The organism is Myxococcus guangdongensis (genome assembly GCF_024198255.1).
Lineage (GTDB): Bacteria > Myxococcota > Myxococcia > Myxococcales > Myxococcaceae > Myxococcus > Myxococcus guangdongensis.
The window spans coordinates 42430-61976 of sequence record NZ_JAJVKW010000013.1; the positions used below are offsets into that span (position 1 = coordinate 42430).

Sequence of the window (19547 nt, forward strand, 5' to 3'; positions counted from 1 at the left end):
GGTGCCCCACTGCCAGTGAACCCAGTCCCTGGAATTTTTGAGAAGCACGACACGCGAAGATTTCGCGGCACGCCGTCTGCAAATGCGCGCCGAGCCGAAGTCGCGCCACCACGATTCTCATCCAGAGAGACATGACGTTCGACGCTCAAGACTGGGTTCCCTACGACGAAGGACACCGCTGGCGGGCCCATGCCTCCTACTTCGAGACCCGAGGCATTCGCGCCTGGACCGAGGGTGACATCCCCTACCGGGCGACCAACAACCACGCCTTCGCCCATCAACACGCGGTCCTGCTCCTGGCGCTGGTCCATTCCCTCCAGGCAGAGGGCCGAGTCACCTCGGAGACACGCATCCAGGTGCTCGAGCTGGGCGGAGGGTTGGGAGACTTCTGCGTCGGGGTGCTGCTCGCGCTGAGGGATGAGTTGGGTGAGGCGGGGCGCGCGCTGTTCGACCGCGTGAGCTATGTCTTCACGGACGTCTCGCGCCTGTCGTTGGAGCAGGCCATCCAGCGAGCCGCGCTGGCCGGGTTCGTCGCCTCCGGCCATGTGCTCCCCGCGCTGGTGGATGGCCGCGCCCCCTCGGTGGCGCACACGCTCGACGGCGAGGCCGTGACACTGGCCCCCTGGGCCGTGCTGGCGAACTACCTGTGCTGCGTGCTCCCCACCAAGGTGTTCCGCAAGCGAGCCGACACGTGGCTCGAGCTGCATTCGCGCAACCTCCGCCCGCTCACCGAGGACGCCCGATCCTCGGAGCCCGAGGCCACCGAGGAGGCGGCGCGGTGGCGGACGCTCCTGGGCGAACACGCGTGGTTGCCCGTCGACCCGCGCGCGACCTTCCGCGGCGCGCATCACGCCGCCCTGCTCGAAGAGGTGCTCGCCCAGGACGTCGAAGCGGAGCTGGCCTATCCCTACGCGTTCATGGAGCTGCTCGATTCGTTCCTCACACGGATGCCGCACGGCGGAGTGTTCCTGTTCAGCGACTTCGAGGACGGCTCCTCCCCTGGACACATCGCGTCCATCAGTCGCGTCCCCGTCGTCTATGGGGACAGCCTCAACCACCCCGTCTGCTTCCCCCTCTTCACGCCGTGGGCCCGCCTGAGGGGAGCTGAGCTGCTGGTGAATCCGGGGTGGCACGGCTCGACACGCACGGCGCTCTGGCGCAGCGGGGCCCCCATCGCCTCGTCACTGCGGGAGGCCTTCACCCGGGGCTTCATCCAATCCCAAGCGAGCCAGGACCGGCTCGACTTCGAGCTCGCGGCACAAAAGCTCTCCGAAGCGGGTGAGCACAAGCGCGCCCTGCGTTTCTACGATCGCTGCATCGCCCTGGACCCCCATGCCCTCACGCTCTACGTGCAGGCTGGAGCGGTGGCCCTGGCGCTCGACGACTTCGAGACAGCGCTGCGGTACCTGCGGGAAGGCGATTCACGCGATGGCCTCCGGCAGCAGGACTTCTCGCTGCGGATGAGCGACGTGTTCTGTCGTCAGGGAGATTTCCTCCAGGCCGGTGCGCTGCTCGAACGCGCGGTCCAGGAGCACGAAGCGCCCCTGACGTATGTCGCCCTGGGGCGGGTCTACTTGGAGTTGGGGGAGCACGCCCGCGCCTTCCAGGCCTGCGCGCGCGCGGGCGAGCTCTCCCCGGACCACCAGGAGGTCACCCAGCTGCTCTCCGAGGTGCAGGGCGCCTGGTGCGAGGCGGAGCTGGGACTCACCGCCCTGGCCAGGGGGTGGTGGCAGGACAAGCTGCGGACGCTGAATCAGACAACCCGAGAGACACCTTCATGAACCCACGCGAAGAAGGCAGCCACCGCGCATCACCTCACCCGAAGCCGGGGGCGCCGCTGCCAGAGCCCCTGAGAAACAAGCTGGAGGCGTTCTGGGGCCAGGACCTCTCGGGTGTGCGCATCCATACCCATCCGGGACTGCGCGTGGCGGCGATGGCCGTGGGCTCGGACATCTGGTTCGCCCCAGGCATGTACAATCCCGCCACCCTCCCAGGGCTGAAGCTCCTGACGCACGAGCTGTCCCATGTGCTGCAGCAGCGCGCTGGAAGGGTCCGCCCTCCTGAAGGTGTCCGGAGCGCCATCGTCCAAGACGCGTCCCTGGAAGCCGAGGCGGACACGACGGGGGCTCATGCAGCGGCCTTCGTGCTCCGGGACCAGGATGGCATGCAGCCGCCGCCCCCACCCTGGGCGCGCGCGGAGCCGAACGCGCCGACGGTGGGCCAGTGCATGCCCTTCGGCATCGAGTTGGAGTGCGCCAGCCTGGACATCAAGAGTCCCCTCGGCAAGCCCAAGGGGACCGTCATCTGTCAGGACGACAAGACGTTCAAGGCCGTCAACGAGGTGACCAGCGCCCTGATTCCGGTCGTCGAATTCGTCAGCGACCCTCCGGCGAACTCCCTGGAGGAGCTGATCTCGACAGCGACCCGCATGGCGGAGCAGGCCGCCGCCTGGGACAAGGAATTCGCGGCCCTCAAGGACAGCAAGACACCGGTCATCACCGTCAAGGGAGTGCCCGTCAAGAAGGTCGTCGCCAAGGACGTGGTCGCCAAGGACGTGGCCGACAAGCAAGTGCCGGTGGAGTGGAAGCTCGCCAAAGGCGGCCCCATCGACGGGGCGCTGCAGATCACCGTCGGCGTCCCCCTGGTTTGCATTCCGCAGATCTATGGCAACCGCGGCTTCAATAACTTCGGAGATGCCGGGCTGCATGAGACCATGGAGACGCATTGGAACAAGCTCAGGACGCGCGTTCGTGAACGCAGGGAGTCCCTCACGCCCACTCAGCTGTTTCCCGAGCTCCCAGCCGAGACCTGGGGATTCCTCTGGCTCGTGATGGACTACCTCATCCGTGCCTGCCACGAAAAATCGAAGCCCTTCATCAAGGCCAAGTTCGACACCCTGGCTCGCACCGACTTCCGCACCATCTTCAGCCTGCTCCCCAAAACCGAGCAGGACCGGTTGAGTTACCGGAAGGGCGTGAAAGTCATCATGCGGAAGGAGTGGATGACCTGGCTCATGAGACAAGCCATGGTGGCCAGGGCCCCCTTGACAGCTCCGCAGCATATCGACGTCCTCATCCAGCTCAGCCACCGAATGATTCCCTGGAACGGCGACAACCGCATTCCCCCGACCTTCAACGACTGGCTGGAGAACATCCCCAACAAAGACCTCTTCACGCAGGAGAGAGGGGCCATCCTCATCGGACTCGGAGCGCTCAAGAACAAGGTCGACACGGTGCGCTTCCGGGGCGCCGATGTGAAGGCGCCCATCCTCGAGCTGCGATGTCCGCTGGGCTCCAGCATGCATTACAGCCGATGGGTGGAGGAGATGGGCAAGTCCTGGGAGCAATACCAGCGGGTGCTCGCAGTCCCGCCGCCGCGTCCCGTCCTGAACGTGCAGGCCGCCCTTCAAGCCCGCGAGGAGCACAGAGCGCGAGAAGCCATGAAGCAACGGGCACGGGAACAGGCCAAGGAAGCGGACGCGTTGGCTCGGGCCCAGCGGCCGAAGCCCCCCGTCCCTCCTCGGCCCGCCAACCCACCCATGGCCGCCGCGGCACCGGCGGGACTCTTCCTCGCCCCCGCGGCCAGAGCCTTCGCGCCCGGAGCGCAAGCTCCCGCCCACCCAGTCCTCAGCCTCCATGACGCGAAGAACCTGCCTCCGTCGAAGAAGGGCCCGAACGGGGGCTCCACGACATCGTGAGGGCCAGCGCGCCCTCGCGTCCCGGTGGAGGCCATGGCCGAAGGCGAAGTGCACCGTCGCGGTGATGGCGACGGAGTCGAGGTCTGCCCGGCGCGCGACTGGCTGTTTGTTATTGCCGGGGCATTCGTGAAACGAGAACGGGCCCGGCGCGAGCAAACGCACCGGGCCCGTCCTGATGTTTCAGTCGCTTCAGGCGCCGAGCGCCACGTTCTCCAGCACGCCCAGCGCGTCGGGGACGAGCACGGCGGCGGAGTAGTAGGTGCTCACCAGGTACTGGGTGAGGGCCTGGTCGTTGATGGCCATGCGCTTGACGGTGAGGCTCGCCTCCACCTCGTCGGGGATGCCCGCGTTGTGCAGGCCCACCACGCCCTGGTCATCCTGCCCGGTGCGCATGGCGATGATGGACGTCGTGTTCTCCCGGCTGATGGGCAGCTTGTCGCACGGGAGGATGGGCACCCCGCGCCACGCCTGGAACTTCGCTCCACCCACGTCCACCACCGTGGGGTACAGGCCGCGCCGGGTGCACTCCCGGCCGAACGCCGCGATGGCCCGCGGGTGCGCCAGGAAGTAGCGCGTCTTGCGACGGCGCGTCACCAGCTCGTCCATGTCGTCCGGCGTCGGCGGCCCCGAGCGCGTGTTGAGGCGCTGCTTGAGGTCGGCGTTGTGCAACAGGCCGAACTCCGGGTTGTTGATGAGCTCCCACTCCTTGCGCTCCTTCAGCGCCTCGATGGTCAGCCGCAGCTGCTCCTGCGTCTGGTTCATCGGGTCGTTGAAGATGTCCGACACGCGCGTGTGCACGCGCAGGATGGTCTGCGCCACGCTCAGCTCGTACTCGCGAGGCTTGAGCTCGTAGTCCACGAAGCCGCCCGGCAGGACGGGCTCGCCGTGGTGGCCGGCCGTCATCGGGATGGCCGCCTGCCCTGCCTTGTCCTGCGGCTTCTTGAGCTTCGCCTTGTAGCGCTCCACGTGCGCCTTGAGCGCCGGGGACTGGACGATGAGCGCCTCGAACACGTCCTGCGGCAGCGCCATCACCGTGCAGGCCGTGAGGGCCTTGACGGTGAAGGGCCACACGTCGTTCGACTCCACCACCGCCTGGTCGCCGAAGTGGTCGCCGTCCGCCAGCGTGTCCAGCACCAGCGGGTCGCCGTACTTGCCCTTCGAGAGCTTCTGCGCCTTGCCGTGCGCGATGAGGAACACGTCCTGGGCGGCCTTGCCCGCCTCGACGATGGTGTCCCCCGCCTTGTACTGCTGCTGGGTGAAGCGGCCCGCCAGCGTGCGGATGAGCAGGTCATCCGCGTCCTGGAAGCCCCGCATCAGCGGCAGCTTCAGCAGCTCCTGCGGAATCACCTCCACCTTGACGCCGATGTTGCTGAAGTTCAGCCGGTCATCGCCCGCCGCGTACGTCAGCCGCCGGTTGACGCGGTACGTGCCGCCCGACACCTGCACCCAGGGCAGGATGCTCAGCAGGTAGCGGGGCGAAATGCCCTGCATCACCGGCTGCGACTTGGTCGTCGTCGCCAGCTGCCGCGCGCCGGCCGTGCTCAGGCTGGTGCCCTCGTGGGCCGCCAACTCTTTGTCTGGATTCGCCATGAAGGGGTCTTTCGTGGTTTCGAGTCAGGAGACGACTACGAGCGACCCAGCTCCACGCTCTCCAGGATGCCCAGCGCGTCCGGCGTCAGCACCGCCGCGGAGAAATACGCCGTCACCAGGTAGTTCATGATGGCCTTCTCGTTGATGCCCATGAAGCGCACGTTGAGGCTGGGCTCGATTTCGTCGGGGATGCCCGCCTGGTGCAGGCCCACCACGCCCTGGTTCTTCTCCCCCGCGCGCATCAGCATGATGGACGTGGTGCGCGACTCGGAGATGGGCAGCTTGTTGCAAGAGACAATCGGCACGCCGCGCCACGCGGGCACGTGGTTGCCGTTCATCTCCACGCTGGTGGGGTAGATGCCCCGCTTGTTGCACTCCTGGCCGAACGCGGCGATGGCGCGCGGGTGCGCCAGGAAGAACGACGGCTCCTTCCACACCGTGGCGAGCAGCTCGTCCATGTCGTCCGGACTCGGCGCGCCCGAGCGGGTGTGGATGCGCTGCTTGAGGTCCGCGTTGTGCAAGAGGCCGAACTCGCGGTTGTTGATGAGCTCGTGCTCCTTGCGCTCCTTCAGCGCCTCCACCGTCAGGCGCAGCTGCTGCTGCGTCTGGTTCATCGGGTCATTGAAGAGGTCCGCGACGCGGGTGTGAATCTGGAGCACCGTCTGCGCGATGGCCAGCTCGTACTCGCGGGGGCTCGTCTCGTAGTCCACGAAGGTCCCCGGCAGCACCGGCTCGCCGTGGTGGCCGGCCGCCAGCTCAATCGCCTTCTGGCCCGTGGTGTCCTGCTTCTTCTTCGAGCGCGCCTTGAACTTCTCGATGTGCTTCTGCAGCGACGGGACTTGCGCCACCACCGTCTCGAAGGCGGACTGCTGCAGCACCAGGGCAATGACGGGCGTCATGGCCTTGGCCGTGAACTGCCAGTAGTCCTGCGACTCCAGCAGCGCCTGATAGCTGTAGTGGTCGCCGTCCGCCAGCGTCTCCAGCACCACGGGCTCACCGTACTTGCCGGTGCCGATGCGGTTCACCTTGCCGTGCGCGATGAGGACGATGGAGTCGGCCTCCTTGCCAGCCTCGGTGATGACCTCGCCCGCCTTGAACTCCTTCTGCTCGAAGCGGTTGGCCAGCGCGGTGAGCGCCTCCACGTCCTCGTACCCACGCAGCAGCGGCAGCTCGCCCAGCTCCTGCGGAATCACCGCCACCTTGGCGCCCGTGCTGGTGAAGGTGACGCGGCCGTCGCCCACCGCGTACGTCATGCGGCGGTTGACGCGGTACGTACCGCCGGACACCTGCACCCACGGCAGCAGCTTGAGCAGCCACCGCGAGGAGATGCCCTGCATCTGCGGCTCGGACTTCGTCGTCGTCGCCAGCTGCCGCGCCGCCTGCGTGCCCAGGCTCTGGTTGTTGTCGTCGAACTTCTTCGAATCATTGGACATGGGTCACCCTTCTTCGGATTGAAGACTCGTCACTTCGGAATGTGTCTGCCTTGGGACTTCTCAGGGGCGCGTGGCGCGGAACAGCTCGGCGATGCGCATCGCCGACGTCCCCAGGCTCACGGGCTTGCCCGTCTGGAGCTTCGGCGCCGCGTCGTGGATGAGCTCCACCTCGGTGTAGCGCGTCACGCCCGCGTGCCACCGGGGGATGCCCGCCATCCACTGCTGCAGCTGCTCCACGTACTTGTGCAGCTTCGCCTGCGCCTTCTCATCCAGCTCGAAGGTGCGGATGACCGAGGGCAGCTCCTTGGCCACCAGGTGCTCGAACTGCTTCATGCGCGCGGTCATCATCGCGTTGACGACGTGCACGGCCGTGTCCTTGTCCACGCCCAGGAACTTCTGGACGACGAGCACGCAGTTGTTCAGCTCGCCCTCGAACTGAATCTCCTTCTGGTAGGAGTACAAGTCGTTGACGAAGCAGGCGTAGTCCGCGGCGGAGTTCTCCAGCCCCCGCAGCGTGCGGGTATTGAAGACGTCCTCGGGCACCGCGTCCCCGTGGGACAGGCGCGCCAGGGACATGGTGAGGTCCGAGCCGAACGTCTTGCGGCGCATCTCCACGTAGTCCACCGGGTCCGGCACGCGGTTGAGCAGCTGGTTGTTCAGCTCCCACACCCAGCTGTCCGTCATGTCCTGGATGGCCTTGCGGAACAGCTTGCGGCCGCGCGGCGTCAGCGGGCCCGCGGTGCGCTTCCACAAGTCCGCCAGGCTCAGCTCCACCGGGTTGAGGGGCACCGCCGCGCTGGCCGTCTCCACGTCGTCCGGCATGAACTGCCCCAGCCGCGCGGTGAACGCCTTCGCGCCCGCCATGTCCCGGCTGTTGGCGTAGAGCAGGGGGAAGTAGTCGTCCGCGTACGTCCCCCACACCAGCCAGCACGCCGTCAGCTCCAACTGCTCGGGCGTCGCGTCCGGGTGGATGAGCGCGCCGCAGAGGGCCACGTCCGCCGCGTCGAACTTGTGGTCGTCCCAGACGTAGAACCCCACGCCGGGCACCACCTCCAACAGGCCCATCCGCCGAGCCCAGGCCTTGGAGGCCCTCCGCGCGTGGTCCAGGTGGGGGCTCACGTACGTGCTGTACGGCATGTAGAACTTCGGCAGCGTCGTGGGGCCCACGTGCTGGCGCGGCGTGTGGCTCAGCGAGCGGGCCCGAGGCCCCATCCCCAGCGCGCCCGCCGTCAACGGCAGCCGGAGCGCGGAGGTGCCCAGGCCCGCGGGCACCGGCACCATGAGGGACGGGCGCTCCTCGGCGTGCTGGTTCATGTAGCGGTTGGAGCGCATGTGCCACTCGTGGCCGCCGGACTGCCAGTCCTGGAGCCCGCGCAGGTACGTGAGCACCTGCGCCTGCTCCACCGGGTTGAGTCCGTACTCCGCGAAGAGCCACGGCAGCTCCGTGGCGAACGTCGTCTCGAACTGCTGCAGCCGGCTCGTCAGCAAGTCGTTGACCAGGTCCGCGGCGCGCTGCGTGTCGCAGTCGAGGAACGTCTCCACCACCAGCACGCCGTTGGAGAGCTCACCCTCCTCCAGGATTTCGCGCTCGTAGGAGAACAAGTCGTTGCGCAGGTGCACCGCGTCGGAGAACGTGTCCTTGAAGACGCGCAGCGGCCGGCTCTTCACCACCCGGTCCGGAATCTCCGCCGCGACGGCCACCTCCACCAAGTCCGAGGACCAGGGCGCGCCGCCCACCTTGCGGCGCATCTCGATGTACTCGATGGGGTTGGAGATGCGCGCCTCGCTGATGTTGTCGATTTCCCACATCGACTCGTCGAGCAGGTGCTGGGTGTTCTCGTAGAAGCGGCGGCGCCAGTCCATGGACATGGCGGGCACCGTGCGCTGCCACAAATCCCAGAGGCCGCGCTCCACCGGGTTGACGGGCTCCGGCGGCGTCTGGCTCAGGTCCAGCGGCATGAACAGCGGCAGCCGGTCCAGATAGGCCTGCCCGCCCTTCACGTCGCGCGAGTACTTGAAGACCTCCAGGAAGTGGTCATCGAAGTAGAAGACCCAGACGTACCAGTCCGTGATGAGGTCCAGCACCGGCCCCGCCGCCTCCGGGTGCGTGTACGAGCACAGGAGCGCGTAGTCCATGCCGTCGAAGCGGCGCTCGGACCAGACCTCCCGCTGCGTGCCGTCCCTCGGCGGCCCCAGGATGCCCATCTCGTAGGACCACGCCTTGGTGTGCGCGCGGGCCGATTCCAGGTTCGGGTTCAGTCGCGCAGGCCACGGCACGTAGAACTCAGGGAGCTGGAAGGGTTGCTGCTGCCGCGCCTTGGACATGCTCATGTCTCGTGGGTCCCATCTATCCAGCGATAGGCATTGCGTGTTTCACGAAGGACTTCACTCATCGAGCCCGGCCCCGTTTGCAACGACGGTGCCGGGGTGTTTCAGGCCGCATCCCGCGTGATTCAAGGAGGATGAAACAGCCAGGCCCGCACGTTTGACACGTCAGTCGTCGCAGCGGACGTGTCAGCGAGACGGATGACACGTCCGTCGGAGCGGGTCGTCACGGCGTCAGACGCTGGTGCCGGTCGCGGCGGCGGCATCCTCCGCGGGGAGGTTCGCCAGCAGCTCGCGGGCCTTCTCCACCTTCACGTGGCCCGCCTTCACCAGCAGGTTGGCGATCTTCTCCACCCAGTCGCCGCGCGCGCCGGCCGTGACCGCCACGCAGCGCGCGTGCATCGCCATGTGGCCCTTCTGGATGCCCACGCTTCCCAGCGCCCGGAGCGCCGCGAAGTTCTGCGCCAGGCCCACCGCCGCGAACACCATGGACAGCTCGCGCACCGAGGTGGTCCGCATCAGCTTGAGCGCCATCTGCACGCCTGGGTGGAGCTTGATGGGCCCGCCCACCGTGCCCAGCGCCAGGGGCAGCTCGATGCGCCCCACCAGGTGCCCCTCCTCCAGGTACCAGGTGGAGAGCGGCCGGTACTGCCCGCTGCGACAGGCGAAGGCGTGCGCGCCGGCTTCGATGGCGCGCCAATCCTGGCCCGTCGCGATGGCCACCGCGTCGATGCCGTTCATCACGCCCTTGTTGTGCGTGGCCGCGCGATACGGGTCGGCCTCCGCGAAGCGGCTGGCCTGGGCGATGCCTTCGGCGATCTCCTCGGCCGGCATCTCGAAGTCCGCCAGCAGCGGCACGGGGATGCGGCAGATGGCGCGCGCCAGCCGCCGGTCCGCCAGGTTGGAGAGGATGCGCAGGTACACCTTGCCGCCGGTGAGCTGCTCGATGAGCGGCGCCACGCCCTCCGCCATGGTGTTGATGAGGTTGGCCCCCATCGCCTCCTGCGTGTCGACGATGAGGTGGACGATGAGCAACGGCTCTCCGCACGGGCCCTCGGGGGCCGGCAGCACGCGCACCTCCACGTCCTTGGCCCCGCCGCCGCGCGCCACCATGGCCGGGTGGAAGCTGTTGGCCAGCGCGAGCAGTTGCTCCTTGTGCGCCAGGAGGTGCTCGGTGGCCACCTGCGGGTCGCCGTAGCGTGACACCTGCACCTGGCCAATCATCAGCGAGGGGTCCGCCTCGGCAGTGAAGCCACCGGACTCGCGGACAATCTTCGCGGCGAAGGACACGGCGGCCACCACGGACGGCTCCTCCACCGCCATGGGCACCAGGTAGTCGCACCCGTTGACCTGGAGGTTGAGGCCCAGGCCCAGCGGCAGGGAGAACGTCCCCACCGCGTTCTCGATCATCTGGTTCGCCAGGACAGGCTGGAGCGCTTCCGTGCCCAGCAGTTGCCGCAGGTCCTCGGGCTGTAGCCCGAACATGCGCGAGAGGTGCGCGTGGCGCTCCTCCATCGCCAGCTTGTGGAACCTCGGGAGCCGGGAGGTCACGGTGTCAGACATGTTGTTCCTTCGGTGCAGAACCGCGCTCGAGCCTCTGCAACGATGGCGCCATGCCGCGCCGGACTGCATCCCGCATGATTCAAGGAGGATGCGCCCGCCGAGTGGCTCGGTTGACGCGTCAACGCCGGGGGCTGACACGTCAAGTCACCGAATCACAGACAAGTCACTCGCACTGGCCGCGTCGGGGCACTGCCGGCCTCGACTGTCAAGGCAGGATGGGTGCCATCTCACGGCGGACAGGCTCAGCGCTGTTCGTCAGGCCCTGCATCGTCCCGCTCCAGGCCACCAACGCCCAGCCCCGCGCCCAGGCCCAGGCCACCACCCGCGGCGCCGCCCATTCCTCCTCCGCCCCCACCCCCGCCTCGACCACTCCCGCCCTCCTTGCTTCCGCCCTTGCCACCACTCGAGACGGTCCGCAGCGGGCCTTGCTCTGGGATGTCCAGTGACGGGGGGATGGGCTCCAGGTCCAGGGCCTGACGAATGAACCCGCGCAGCGACACCACCAATTCGAGCGTCCGCACCGGCCGGCCGGCGACCATGTCGCGCGCGGCCCGCGCCGCCAGGGACACCTGCTCTTCGGTCCCCAGCAGGAGCACATCCGACAGCGCCGCCTCCACGGCATCGCGGATGCGCCGCCGGCGCTCGGAGGCCGAGTCGGGCGCCGACACCTCCTGCCCCGAGGCGGCCGCCTCCTCCGCCCGGCGGCGCAGGTCGCGCAGATGGGTGGGGTCCACCTCCAGCTCCCCCGTGAACGAGCCGCCCAGCGTCTTGTAGGCGGCGATCAGCGTCTTGAGCCGCTCGTTGATCTGCCGGTTCTCGCGCTCGCGCCGACGCTGGACGGTCTGCATCAGCAGCAGGCGAATGCTCACGGCCACCAGCGACACCACGACCAGCCCCAGCAGGGTGGTGAGCACCGCACTCCAGGAGCTGAAATCGAGATTGCGCATGCACGCCCACCCAGGGAGGAGGAGACCGGCTCAGGGTCATCCAATCCGCCCGCCATGGCAACGGCGGCCATGCGACGCGAGTCACCAGGTGAGCGGCAGCGCGTGCACGCCGAGCAGGTTCTCGTCCTTCTTGAAGCGGATCTCCTCCAGCGGCACGGCCAGCCGCAACGTGGGGATGCGCTGGAAGAGCGTCTTGAACACCACCTCGAACTCGATGAGGGCCAGCGCGCGCCCGGTGCACAGGTGGATGCCATGGCCGAAGGCGAAATTGCGGTGCGCCTCCCGGTGGAGGTCCAGGCGGTCCGGCGCCTCGAAGACCGTGCCATCGCGGTTGGCGGAGTCCGGCTGCGCGAGGACCCCCTCGCCCGCGCGGATGAGCTGGCCGCCCACGGTGACATCCGCCGTGGCGACGCGCTGCCGGGCAAGATGCGAGACGTTGACGAAGCGCAGGAGCTCCTGGACCGCCGCGGTGATGGCGGCGGGGTCCTCCATCTCCCTGAAACTCGCGAGCTGCTCGGGGTTGAGGAGCAGCGCCAACGTCCCCAGCCCGAACATGTACGCCGAGGGTCCGTGCCCGGCGTAGTACAGCGCGTGGAACAGGGAGGCCGCATCCGGCGGGCTCAGCTTCCCCGTCGCGACCTGCTCCGTGACGACGCGACCGATGAGCGTGTCCCCAGGCTCACGCAGGTTCGCCTCCACACACCGCAGGAAGAAGTCATCCAGCGCCGTCAGGGCCGCCCTCGCCTCCTCGCGGGAGGACGCACGGGAGCCAACGGTCCGACTGAGGCCATGCAGGTCCTCGGCGCCGTCCCGAGGCACGCCGAGCAGGTCGCCAATCACTTGCAGGGCCACGGGGAGCGCGAACGCCGACATCAGGTCCGCGGGCTTCGGGCCCGCCAGCATCGCGTCGAGCGCCGCGTCCACGGTGGCCTGGATGCGTGGCCGCAGGGCCTCCATCCGCCGGGGCATGAACTCCTGCACGAGCATGGCCCGCTGCGCCCGGTACTCCGCATCCGGGCGGAGGAAGAAGGCCAGCGGCCTGCCCTGTCGTGCCGCGGACGCGGGCGACAGGTGCGGGAACCCCGGCAGCGTGGAGTCCGCGACCCACCGAGGGTCTCCCAGCACCGTCAACACGTCGGAGTAGCGGCTCACCAGCCACGACGTGTTTCCGTCCCACAACTTCACGGGGCACACCGGGGCCTCCTGCCGCAGCCGCTCGTACTCAGCGGGAGGCTCCAGCGGGAGGCTCCAGTCCTTGGGGAAGGGATAGGAAGGGCGCATCAGGGTGCGCCTGTCCGGTCGAGCCGGGCGGCGATGCCCGCCACGGTGGGATGCTGGTACAGCTCACGCAAGCTGAGGTCCTGGCCCATTTCATTCCGGATGCGGACCGCGACTTCGACGAGTTGCAAGGAGTGGCCGCCGCGCAGGAAGAAGTCGTCGTCCGGAGCGACCGAGGCAACCCTCAGCACGTCCGCGAAGATGCGGCTGAGGTGTCGTTCCCTCCCCTCCGGCGGCGAGCGTGGAAGCGATGCACGCGCATCGGGAGTCGCCGCCCGCAGGACTTCTTCGTGGGCCGCGAGCAGCCCTTCGATGAACACCGAATCGAAGAGACTCTCATCGTATTCGGCCCACACGGTGAACGCGCCGTCAGAGCGCTCCTCCACCCGAACGGTGAGCTCGAACTTCGCGGAGGGGAGGTCCAGCAGAAGCTCCGTCACCTCGCAGTCGTGCAATGCCAGGGCGCCCGCCGTGCCCACGGGATGGTAGGCGAAGTTGACCTGGACGACGGGGGACCGCGTCGGGTCTCTCGGCGGGCGCAGGTCCGCCACGAGCTGCTCGAAGGGCAGGTCCTTGTGCGCATAGGCCGCCGCCGTGGCCGACGCCACCCGGGTGAGCAGCGCGCGGAGGTCGACGTCGCCGCGCAGGTCCACCTGGAGCACCACGGTGTCGACGAAGAACCCGAGCACCCGCTCGACCTCGGGCAGGTCCCGGTTCGCCACGGCCAGTCCGAGCAGCACCTGCTCGCGTCCCGCCCGGTGCCCGAGCACCCTGCCGCACGCCGCGGCCAGCACCGTGAACACCGTCTGCCGCTCGGCGCTCGCGAGGGCACGCACCCCCTCGGCGACGCCAGCGGGCAGCACCCGATGCATGCGCCGTCCCCGCCCCAGCACGGGACGCGGAGGGACGAGGTCCAGGAACAGGGGGACCCCCGACAGCTGCTCCCTCCACCAGCGCGACAGCGACTCGCGCCGCTCGGCGGTGAGCTGCTCGCGCTGCCATGCGGCCCAGTCCACGTACTGCACGGGCAGCTCGGGCAGGACCGCGGACTGCCCCGCGAGCGCCGCGCGATATGCGAGGGCCAGCTCCTCGGTGAACACCTGGAGCGAGGTGCCGTCCGCCGCCAGCAGGTGCACGGCGAGGACGAGGAAGTGCGTCCGGGGCGTCAGTTGCATCACGGTGAGCCGCAGCAAGGGACCCTGCTCCAGGTCGAACGGCCGAGCCGCCTCCTCGTACGCGAGTCGCAGGGCCTCGGCTTCTGTCGCGACCTCCAGGACGCGCACATGCGCGTGCCCGGCCTCGGAGACCTGCTGCTGCGTCCCCAGCGGGAAGACGGTGCGCAGAGGCTCGTGCCGGGCCACCAGCACGTCCAGGGCCTCCCGCAGGGCTCGTGAATCCAGGGGCCCGGTGACACGGTGGCAGCGAACGGTGGCGTGGGCCGCGCCGGTGGGGTCCATCCGGTGCAGGAAGCACAATCGCTGCTGGGCGAACGACATCGGGAACGCGGTCGTCATCCGCGAGGCAACCTCTTGATGGTGGGCTTCGCGACCGGGGCCTCTGCGAGCGCATGGGCGAGCTGCGCGAGGGTCGGCCCGGTGAGAATCGTGGCGAGCCCGACCTCCCGCCCCACCATCCGGCTCAACCGCGAGGCAAGCCGCATCGCCTGCAATGAATGCATGCCGAGCGCGAGCAGGCTCTCGTGCACATCCACCCGACTCACGCCCAGAAGCTCGGAGACCACCGCCGCGACGCGGACCTCGGTCTCCGTCCTCGGCGCCGTGTAGGGCGCGTCTGGGCGCCGGTCCGTCGTGGGCAGCCGCGAAGCATCCACCTTCCCGTTCGCGGTCAGCGGCCAGGACTCCAGGACGATGACCTCCGACGGCACCAGATGCGCCGGCACCCTGCGCGCCAGGTCCTCGCGCACCGCCTGCGCCGACACCGCGCCCGCGCCCCGTGCCACGACATAGCCCACGAGGCGAGCCTCCCCGCCACGCGAGTCGACCCGCGCGAGCGCATCCACCACGCCGGGATGCGCGGACAAGGCGGCACGCACCTCGGCCAGCTCCACCCGGACACCCCGGACCTTCACCTGCTCATCACGGCGGCCCAGGAACTCGATGACGCCTCCTGGCAACCACCGGGCCAGGTCCCCACTGCGATAGAGCCGCGCCCCCGGCTGTGTGCCGAAGGGGTCCGGGACGAATCGCTCGGCGGTGAGGCCCGGCTGGTCGCGGTAGCCTCTCGCGACACCGGCCCCACCGATGCAGAGCTCCCCCACCGCGCCCGGCGGAGCCACCTGCCCGTGCGCGTCGAGCACCACCAGGTCCGTGTTGAACAGCGGTCGCCCGATGGGCACGTGGGTGGCTTCGGCGTCGACCCCGTCGTCCAGCCTGTGCCCGCTGACCATGACGGTGGCCTCCGTGGGGCCGTAGCCGTTCGTGACCTTCGTGAAGCCCTCGCGCTGGAGCGCGCGGAACGCCTCCACGGGGAACACATCCCCGCCCACCACCACGCGGTCCAGGGCCGCGAAGGCCTCCGGTGCGTCGGCCGCCAGCCGGGGCAGCACCACGGGCGCAATCACCGCATGCGTGATGCGCTGCTCAACGAGACAGCGCGCCAGCCCCGGCACGTCCCAGCCCGCCGGGAGGAAGTGGACAGCCGCGCCGTTGAGCAGCGCGCCCCAGACCTCCAGCACCGAGATGTCGAAGGTCACCGAGGCCATCGCCAGCATCGTCTTGCCGGGGCCCAGGTCCTCGGCCAGGGCTGTCCGGTGCAGCAGTGACACGACCGAGTGATGCTCGATTTGAACGCCCTTGGCCCTGCCCGTCGACCCGGACGTGTAGAGCACGTAGGCGAGGTCCGATGGACTCCCCTCCGGCAGCCGCCCGGACGACGCTGGCGGCAGCGCTCCCAGCACGACGGTGGGCAGCCCCTCGAGTCGCCCCTCCAACGCCGCCGTGGTGACGAGGGCGCGGGCCCCAGCCTCCTGCATGAGCGGCTCCAGCCAGGCCGCGGGAGCACCTGGGTCCAGCGACAGGAAGGCCGCCCCCGCCATGAGGACTCCCAGCTGGGCCACGACCAGCTCTTCCGAGCGGGGGATGCACACCGCCACGAGCGCCTCCTGGCCGACGCCCAGGTCGCGCAGGTGGTGCGCCAGGTGCTCCGCCCGGCGCGCCAGCCCGGCATAGGTCAGCACGTGGTCGCCGGACCTCACCGCGGGAGCGTCGGGCGCGTGTCGGGCCCACTGGGCGAACACGTCGTGCACCCGATACGACGGAGCCTCCTGGCGAGCCCCCACGCTGACGAGCGCGCGCCGGTCCGCGTCGCTCAGCAGCGACAGCCTGGACACGCGGGTGTCCGGCGCGTCGACGATGGAGCGCAATACCTGCTGATACGCGGACAGCATGCCGGTGATGAAGAAGTCCTCGAAGAGGTCGGAGTCGAACTCCCACGAGAGCAGGATGCCGCTCAGGCAAGCGCGAGGACTGGAGCGCACGGGGGCCTCCGAGCGCGGGATGCTCACCACGTCCCCTGCCAGCCGTTGGATGTGCCCCGGCTCGGCGTAGAGCGGCACCGCGACGACGGACAGCTCGAACTTGGCCGAGCCGTTGCCCAGCCCCTCCACGAAGGAGACGTCGAGCGGTGACGCCTCGAGCGTGCCCAGCGACGAGTCGTGGAAGTTGAACATCGTCTGTATCAACGGATTGAAGCCCCCCTGATGCCGCGCGGGCGACTGCGCGAAGATCTGCTCGTAGGGCAGCTCCTGGTGGTCATAGACCTCCAGCGTGGTGCGCCGCATCCGCGCCAGGAACGCCTCGAACGAGGGGTCCCCCTCCAGCCGGCCCCGCAGGACGACGGTGTTGATGAACATGCCCAGCATGCCCTCGGTGTCCTGCCAGCGCCGGTTGGCGACCGAGGAGCCGACGAGCACATCCTGGGAGCCGGTGTACCGGTGCAACAGGACGAAGAACGCGCAGAGGAGCGTGGTGAAGAGGGACGTGTTGTTGCGGTCCGCCAGGGCCTGGAGGCGACGCGCGAGTTCACCGTCCAGCTCCACCCGGGGCGCCACCCCACGAAACCGTCTTCCATGCGGAGCCACGCGGCGGGGGAGCTGGAGCAGCGTCTGTGCGCCCTCCAACTCCTGACGCCAGAAGCGGCGCTGCGCCTCGGCGGCCTCGGTCCCCACCCACTCGCGCTGCCAGCGCGCGTAATCGGAGTACTGCACCGCCAGCGCCGGGCGCCGCACCTGGCCATGGCGGACGTGCTCGGCGTAGCCGTTGAGCAGCTCTCGCACGAAGACGTTGAAGGACCAGCCGTCGTGCACGATGTGGTGCTCGACGTGCACGAACAGGTGCTCCCGTGCACTCAGTCGCAGCAGTCGCCAGCGGAAGGGCCGGCCCTCGGCGAGCGCGAACGGAGCCTGCACCGCGTCCCTGACCGCCTCCGCCACGCGGTTGTCCAACAGCGCTTCGTCCACGCCGCTGAGGTCCTGGAGGGGGAGCTCCACCTCCCACGGGGCCTCCAGCTCACACCGCAGCTCGCCATCCACCTCGGGGAAGCGCGAGCGCATCACGTCGTGGCGACGCACGATGTCGGTGAGGCTCGCTTGCAGCGCGGCGAGGTCCAGCGCGCCCTCGAGACGGAACACCGCCTGCGTGTGATAGGCCCGCGCATCCGGGTTGAGCTTGTGCATCAGCCACACCCGCTCCTGGCCGAACGACGGCGTGAGCGCCATTCCCGCGGCGCCACGTCGAGGGCCCAGGTCCACCCCACCCCGCGCTCCCTGCAAGCGCGCCGCGAGGCGGGCCACCGTGGGCGTCTGGAGCACCTCGCTCAACTCCAGCTGCGCGCCCAGCACGCGGCGCACCCGGGCCACGAGCTGGGTGGCGAACAGCGAGTGCCCTCCCAGCTCGAACAGGTTGTCATCGCGTCCCACCCGCTCCATCCCGAGCAGCGCCGCGGCGATGGTCGCCAGCGCCACTTCACCGGGCGACTCCGGCGGCACGTAGTCCGTCCGCTCCTCGCGAGGGGGCCGAGGCAGCCGCGCCCGGTCCACCTTGCCGCTGGTGTTCAGCGGCCAGGCCTCCACCACGACCACGACATCCGGCACCAGGTAGCCGGGCAGCCGGCGTCGAAGCTCCGCGCGCACCGCGTCGCCGGACAGCGACGCTCCGGGGACGGGCATCACGTAGCCCAGCAGGCGCTCCCGCGTGTCGTCGATGAGGGCGACCGCGTCACGCACGTCCGGCAGCGCGGCCAGCGCCGCCTCCACCTGGCCCAGCTCGATGCGCGCGCCGCGAACCTTCACCTGGTCGTCGCGCCGGCCCAGGAACTCCAGCGTGCCGTCCGGCAACCACCGGCCCCAATCGCCGCTGCGGTACAGCCGCCCTCCCGGCACCGGACCGAACGCATCCGGGATGAACCGCTCGGCCGTCAGCTCGGGCCGCCCCAGATACCCGCGCCCCACCCCCTCCCCGCCGATGCACAGCTCACCCGCCACCCCATCGGGCACGAGGCGCAGGTGCTCATCGAGGATGACCACGTGGTCGTTGGAGAGGGGGCGGCCGATGGGCACGCGCTCCGCCTCCACGGCTTGCACCGCATGGAGCGTGCTGGCCACCGTGACCTCCGTCGGGCCGTAGCCGTTGACGAAGCGGTGGTGCGCGCACCACTGCCGGGCCGTCTCCGGGAGGCACACGTCCCCGGTGCTCATCACCACCTGGAGGTCGGAGAAGCCGCCCGGCTGCAGCGTGCGAAGGACCGTTGCGGGCAGCACCGCGTGGGTGATGCGCCGGTCCACCAGCACCTGGGCCAGCGGCGCGCCGGAGAGCGGCGATGCATCCAGCGTCTCCAGTCGGCCTCCGTTGGGCAGCGCCATCAGCAGGTCGAACAGCGAGGCATCGAACGACGGGTGGAAGAACTGCAGCACCCGGGTGTCCGGCCCCAACGCGCCCAGGAAGTCCCGCTGCGCATGCACGAGGTTGGCGACGCCGCGATGCTCGGTCATCACCAGCTTGGGCTCGCCCGTCGAACCCGAGGTGCAGATGATGTAGGCGAGGTCCTCGGGAACGAGCGCCGTGTCCTCCACGCGCCCCTCGCCCACGTCGGCCCCCGACTCCAGGAAGGGCACTCCCGGCACCTGGCTCGCGGGCGCGCCCACCACGAGCGCCGCGCCGACCCTGCGGACGATGTCCTCGCGCCATGCCTGGGGATGTGACGGCGCCAGGGGCAGGTAGGCCGCGCCCACGCGCCAGATGGCGATGGCGAGCTCGATGAAGGCCGCGCCTCGCTCCAGCACCACCGCGACCACGTCTCCGCGTCCGATGCCCCGGGCTCGCAGGCTCGCGGCCAGGGCTCCCGTCCGCTCCTCCAGCCGCGCATAGGAGATTTCAGAGGCACCATCGCAGAGCGCGACGCGGTCGGCATGGCGCCGGCACTGCTCGGCGATGACGTCCACGACCGAGCGCCACGGACCATGGTCGACCCGTCCACCTTGCGCGCGGGCCGCCTGCGCCGCGCCATCCAGCGCCCCGCGGACCTCCTCCGGGGTGTGTCCCTCCAGCGCCCAGGGACGCTTCAGCCGGAGGCTCGCGAGCAGGCGTTCATACTCGGTTCCTGTCACCAGGGCGGACGGGGGCGTCGGGGGCAAGGGGGCTCCTGGAAGCAATGACAGACATCGCGACCGCCGCGCGGAGAGGCCGTCCGACACGGCTT

Annotated in this window: 10 protein-coding genes; 2 read left to right on the plus strand and 8 right to left on the minus strand. The window is 69.4% G+C overall.

The window, feature by feature from the left end:
- The first annotated feature begins 131 nt into the window (after positions 1–131).
- Together LXT21_RS33135 and LXT21_RS33140 are read left to right on the plus strand one after the other, a co-directional pair.
- The gene (locus LXT21_RS33135) at positions 132–1781 is read left to right on the plus strand and encodes an SAM-dependent methyltransferase (protein WP_254042218.1); all 1650 of its coding nucleotides are present in this window, start codon (positions 132–134) and stop codon (positions 1779–1781) included.
- Entirely contained in the window at positions 1778–3697 is a 1920-nt protein-coding gene (locus LXT21_RS33140; protein WP_254042219.1) for an eCIS core domain-containing protein, read from the plus strand. Before LXT21_RS33135 ends, LXT21_RS33140 begins: the two co-directional genes overlap by 4 nt.
- 189 nt (positions 3698–3886) lie before the next feature.
- Here the strand turns inward: LXT21_RS33140 and LXT21_RS33145 are convergent, their stop codons facing one another.
- The 8 genes from LXT21_RS33145 to LXT21_RS33180 all read right to left on the minus strand — a co-directional run bounded on the left by LXT21_RS33145 (position 3887) and on the right by LXT21_RS33180 (position 19482).
- A complete protein-coding gene (locus tag LXT21_RS33145; protein WP_254042220.1) occupies positions 3887–5287 on the minus strand; it encodes a family 2B encapsulin nanocompartment shell protein in 1401 nt (466 codons plus the stop codon).
- A 35-nt stretch (positions 5288–5322) separates the two neighbouring features.
- Positions 5323–6720 carry a family 2B encapsulin nanocompartment shell protein gene (locus tag LXT21_RS33150; protein WP_254042221.1) on the minus strand — a complete coding sequence of 466 codons (1398 nt, stop codon included), beginning with the start codon at positions 6718–6720 and terminating at the stop codon, positions 5323–5325.
- 60 nt (positions 6721–6780) lie between these two features.
- Positions 6781–9045: a family 2 encapsulin nanocompartment cargo protein terpene cyclase gene (locus LXT21_RS33155; RefSeq protein WP_254042422.1), complete on the minus strand. Its 2265-nt coding sequence runs from the start codon at positions 9043–9045 to the stop codon at positions 6781–6783.
- Positions 9046–9279: 234 nt separating this feature from the next.
- Complete coding sequence (locus LXT21_RS33160) at positions 9280–10608, minus strand: hydroxymethylglutaryl-CoA reductase, degradative (RefSeq protein WP_254042222.1); 1329 nt, start codon at positions 10606–10608, stop codon at positions 9280–9282.
- Between the two features lie 242 nt (positions 10609–10850).
- A complete protein-coding gene (locus tag LXT21_RS33165) occupies positions 10851–11555 on the minus strand; it encodes a hypothetical protein (protein WP_254042223.1) in 705 nt (234 codons plus the stop codon).
- A gap of 81 nt (positions 11556–11636) precedes the next feature.
- Positions 11637–12836, minus strand: coding sequence for a cytochrome P450 (locus LXT21_RS33170; protein WP_254042224.1), 1200 nt, complete (start codon positions 12834–12836; stop codon positions 11637–11639).
- Positions 12836–14347, minus strand: a complete 1512-nt coding sequence (locus tag LXT21_RS33175) for a condensation domain-containing protein (RefSeq protein ID WP_254042225.1) — start codon at positions 14345–14347, stop codon at positions 12836–12838. The genes LXT21_RS33170 and LXT21_RS33175 overlap by 1 nt, the downstream gene beginning before the upstream one ends.
- Entirely contained in the window at positions 14344–19482 is a 5139-nt protein-coding gene (locus tag LXT21_RS33180; protein ID WP_254042226.1) for a non-ribosomal peptide synthetase, read from the minus strand. The genes LXT21_RS33175 and LXT21_RS33180 overlap by 4 nt, the downstream gene beginning before the upstream one ends.
- Positions 19483–19547 lie beyond the last annotated feature (65 nt).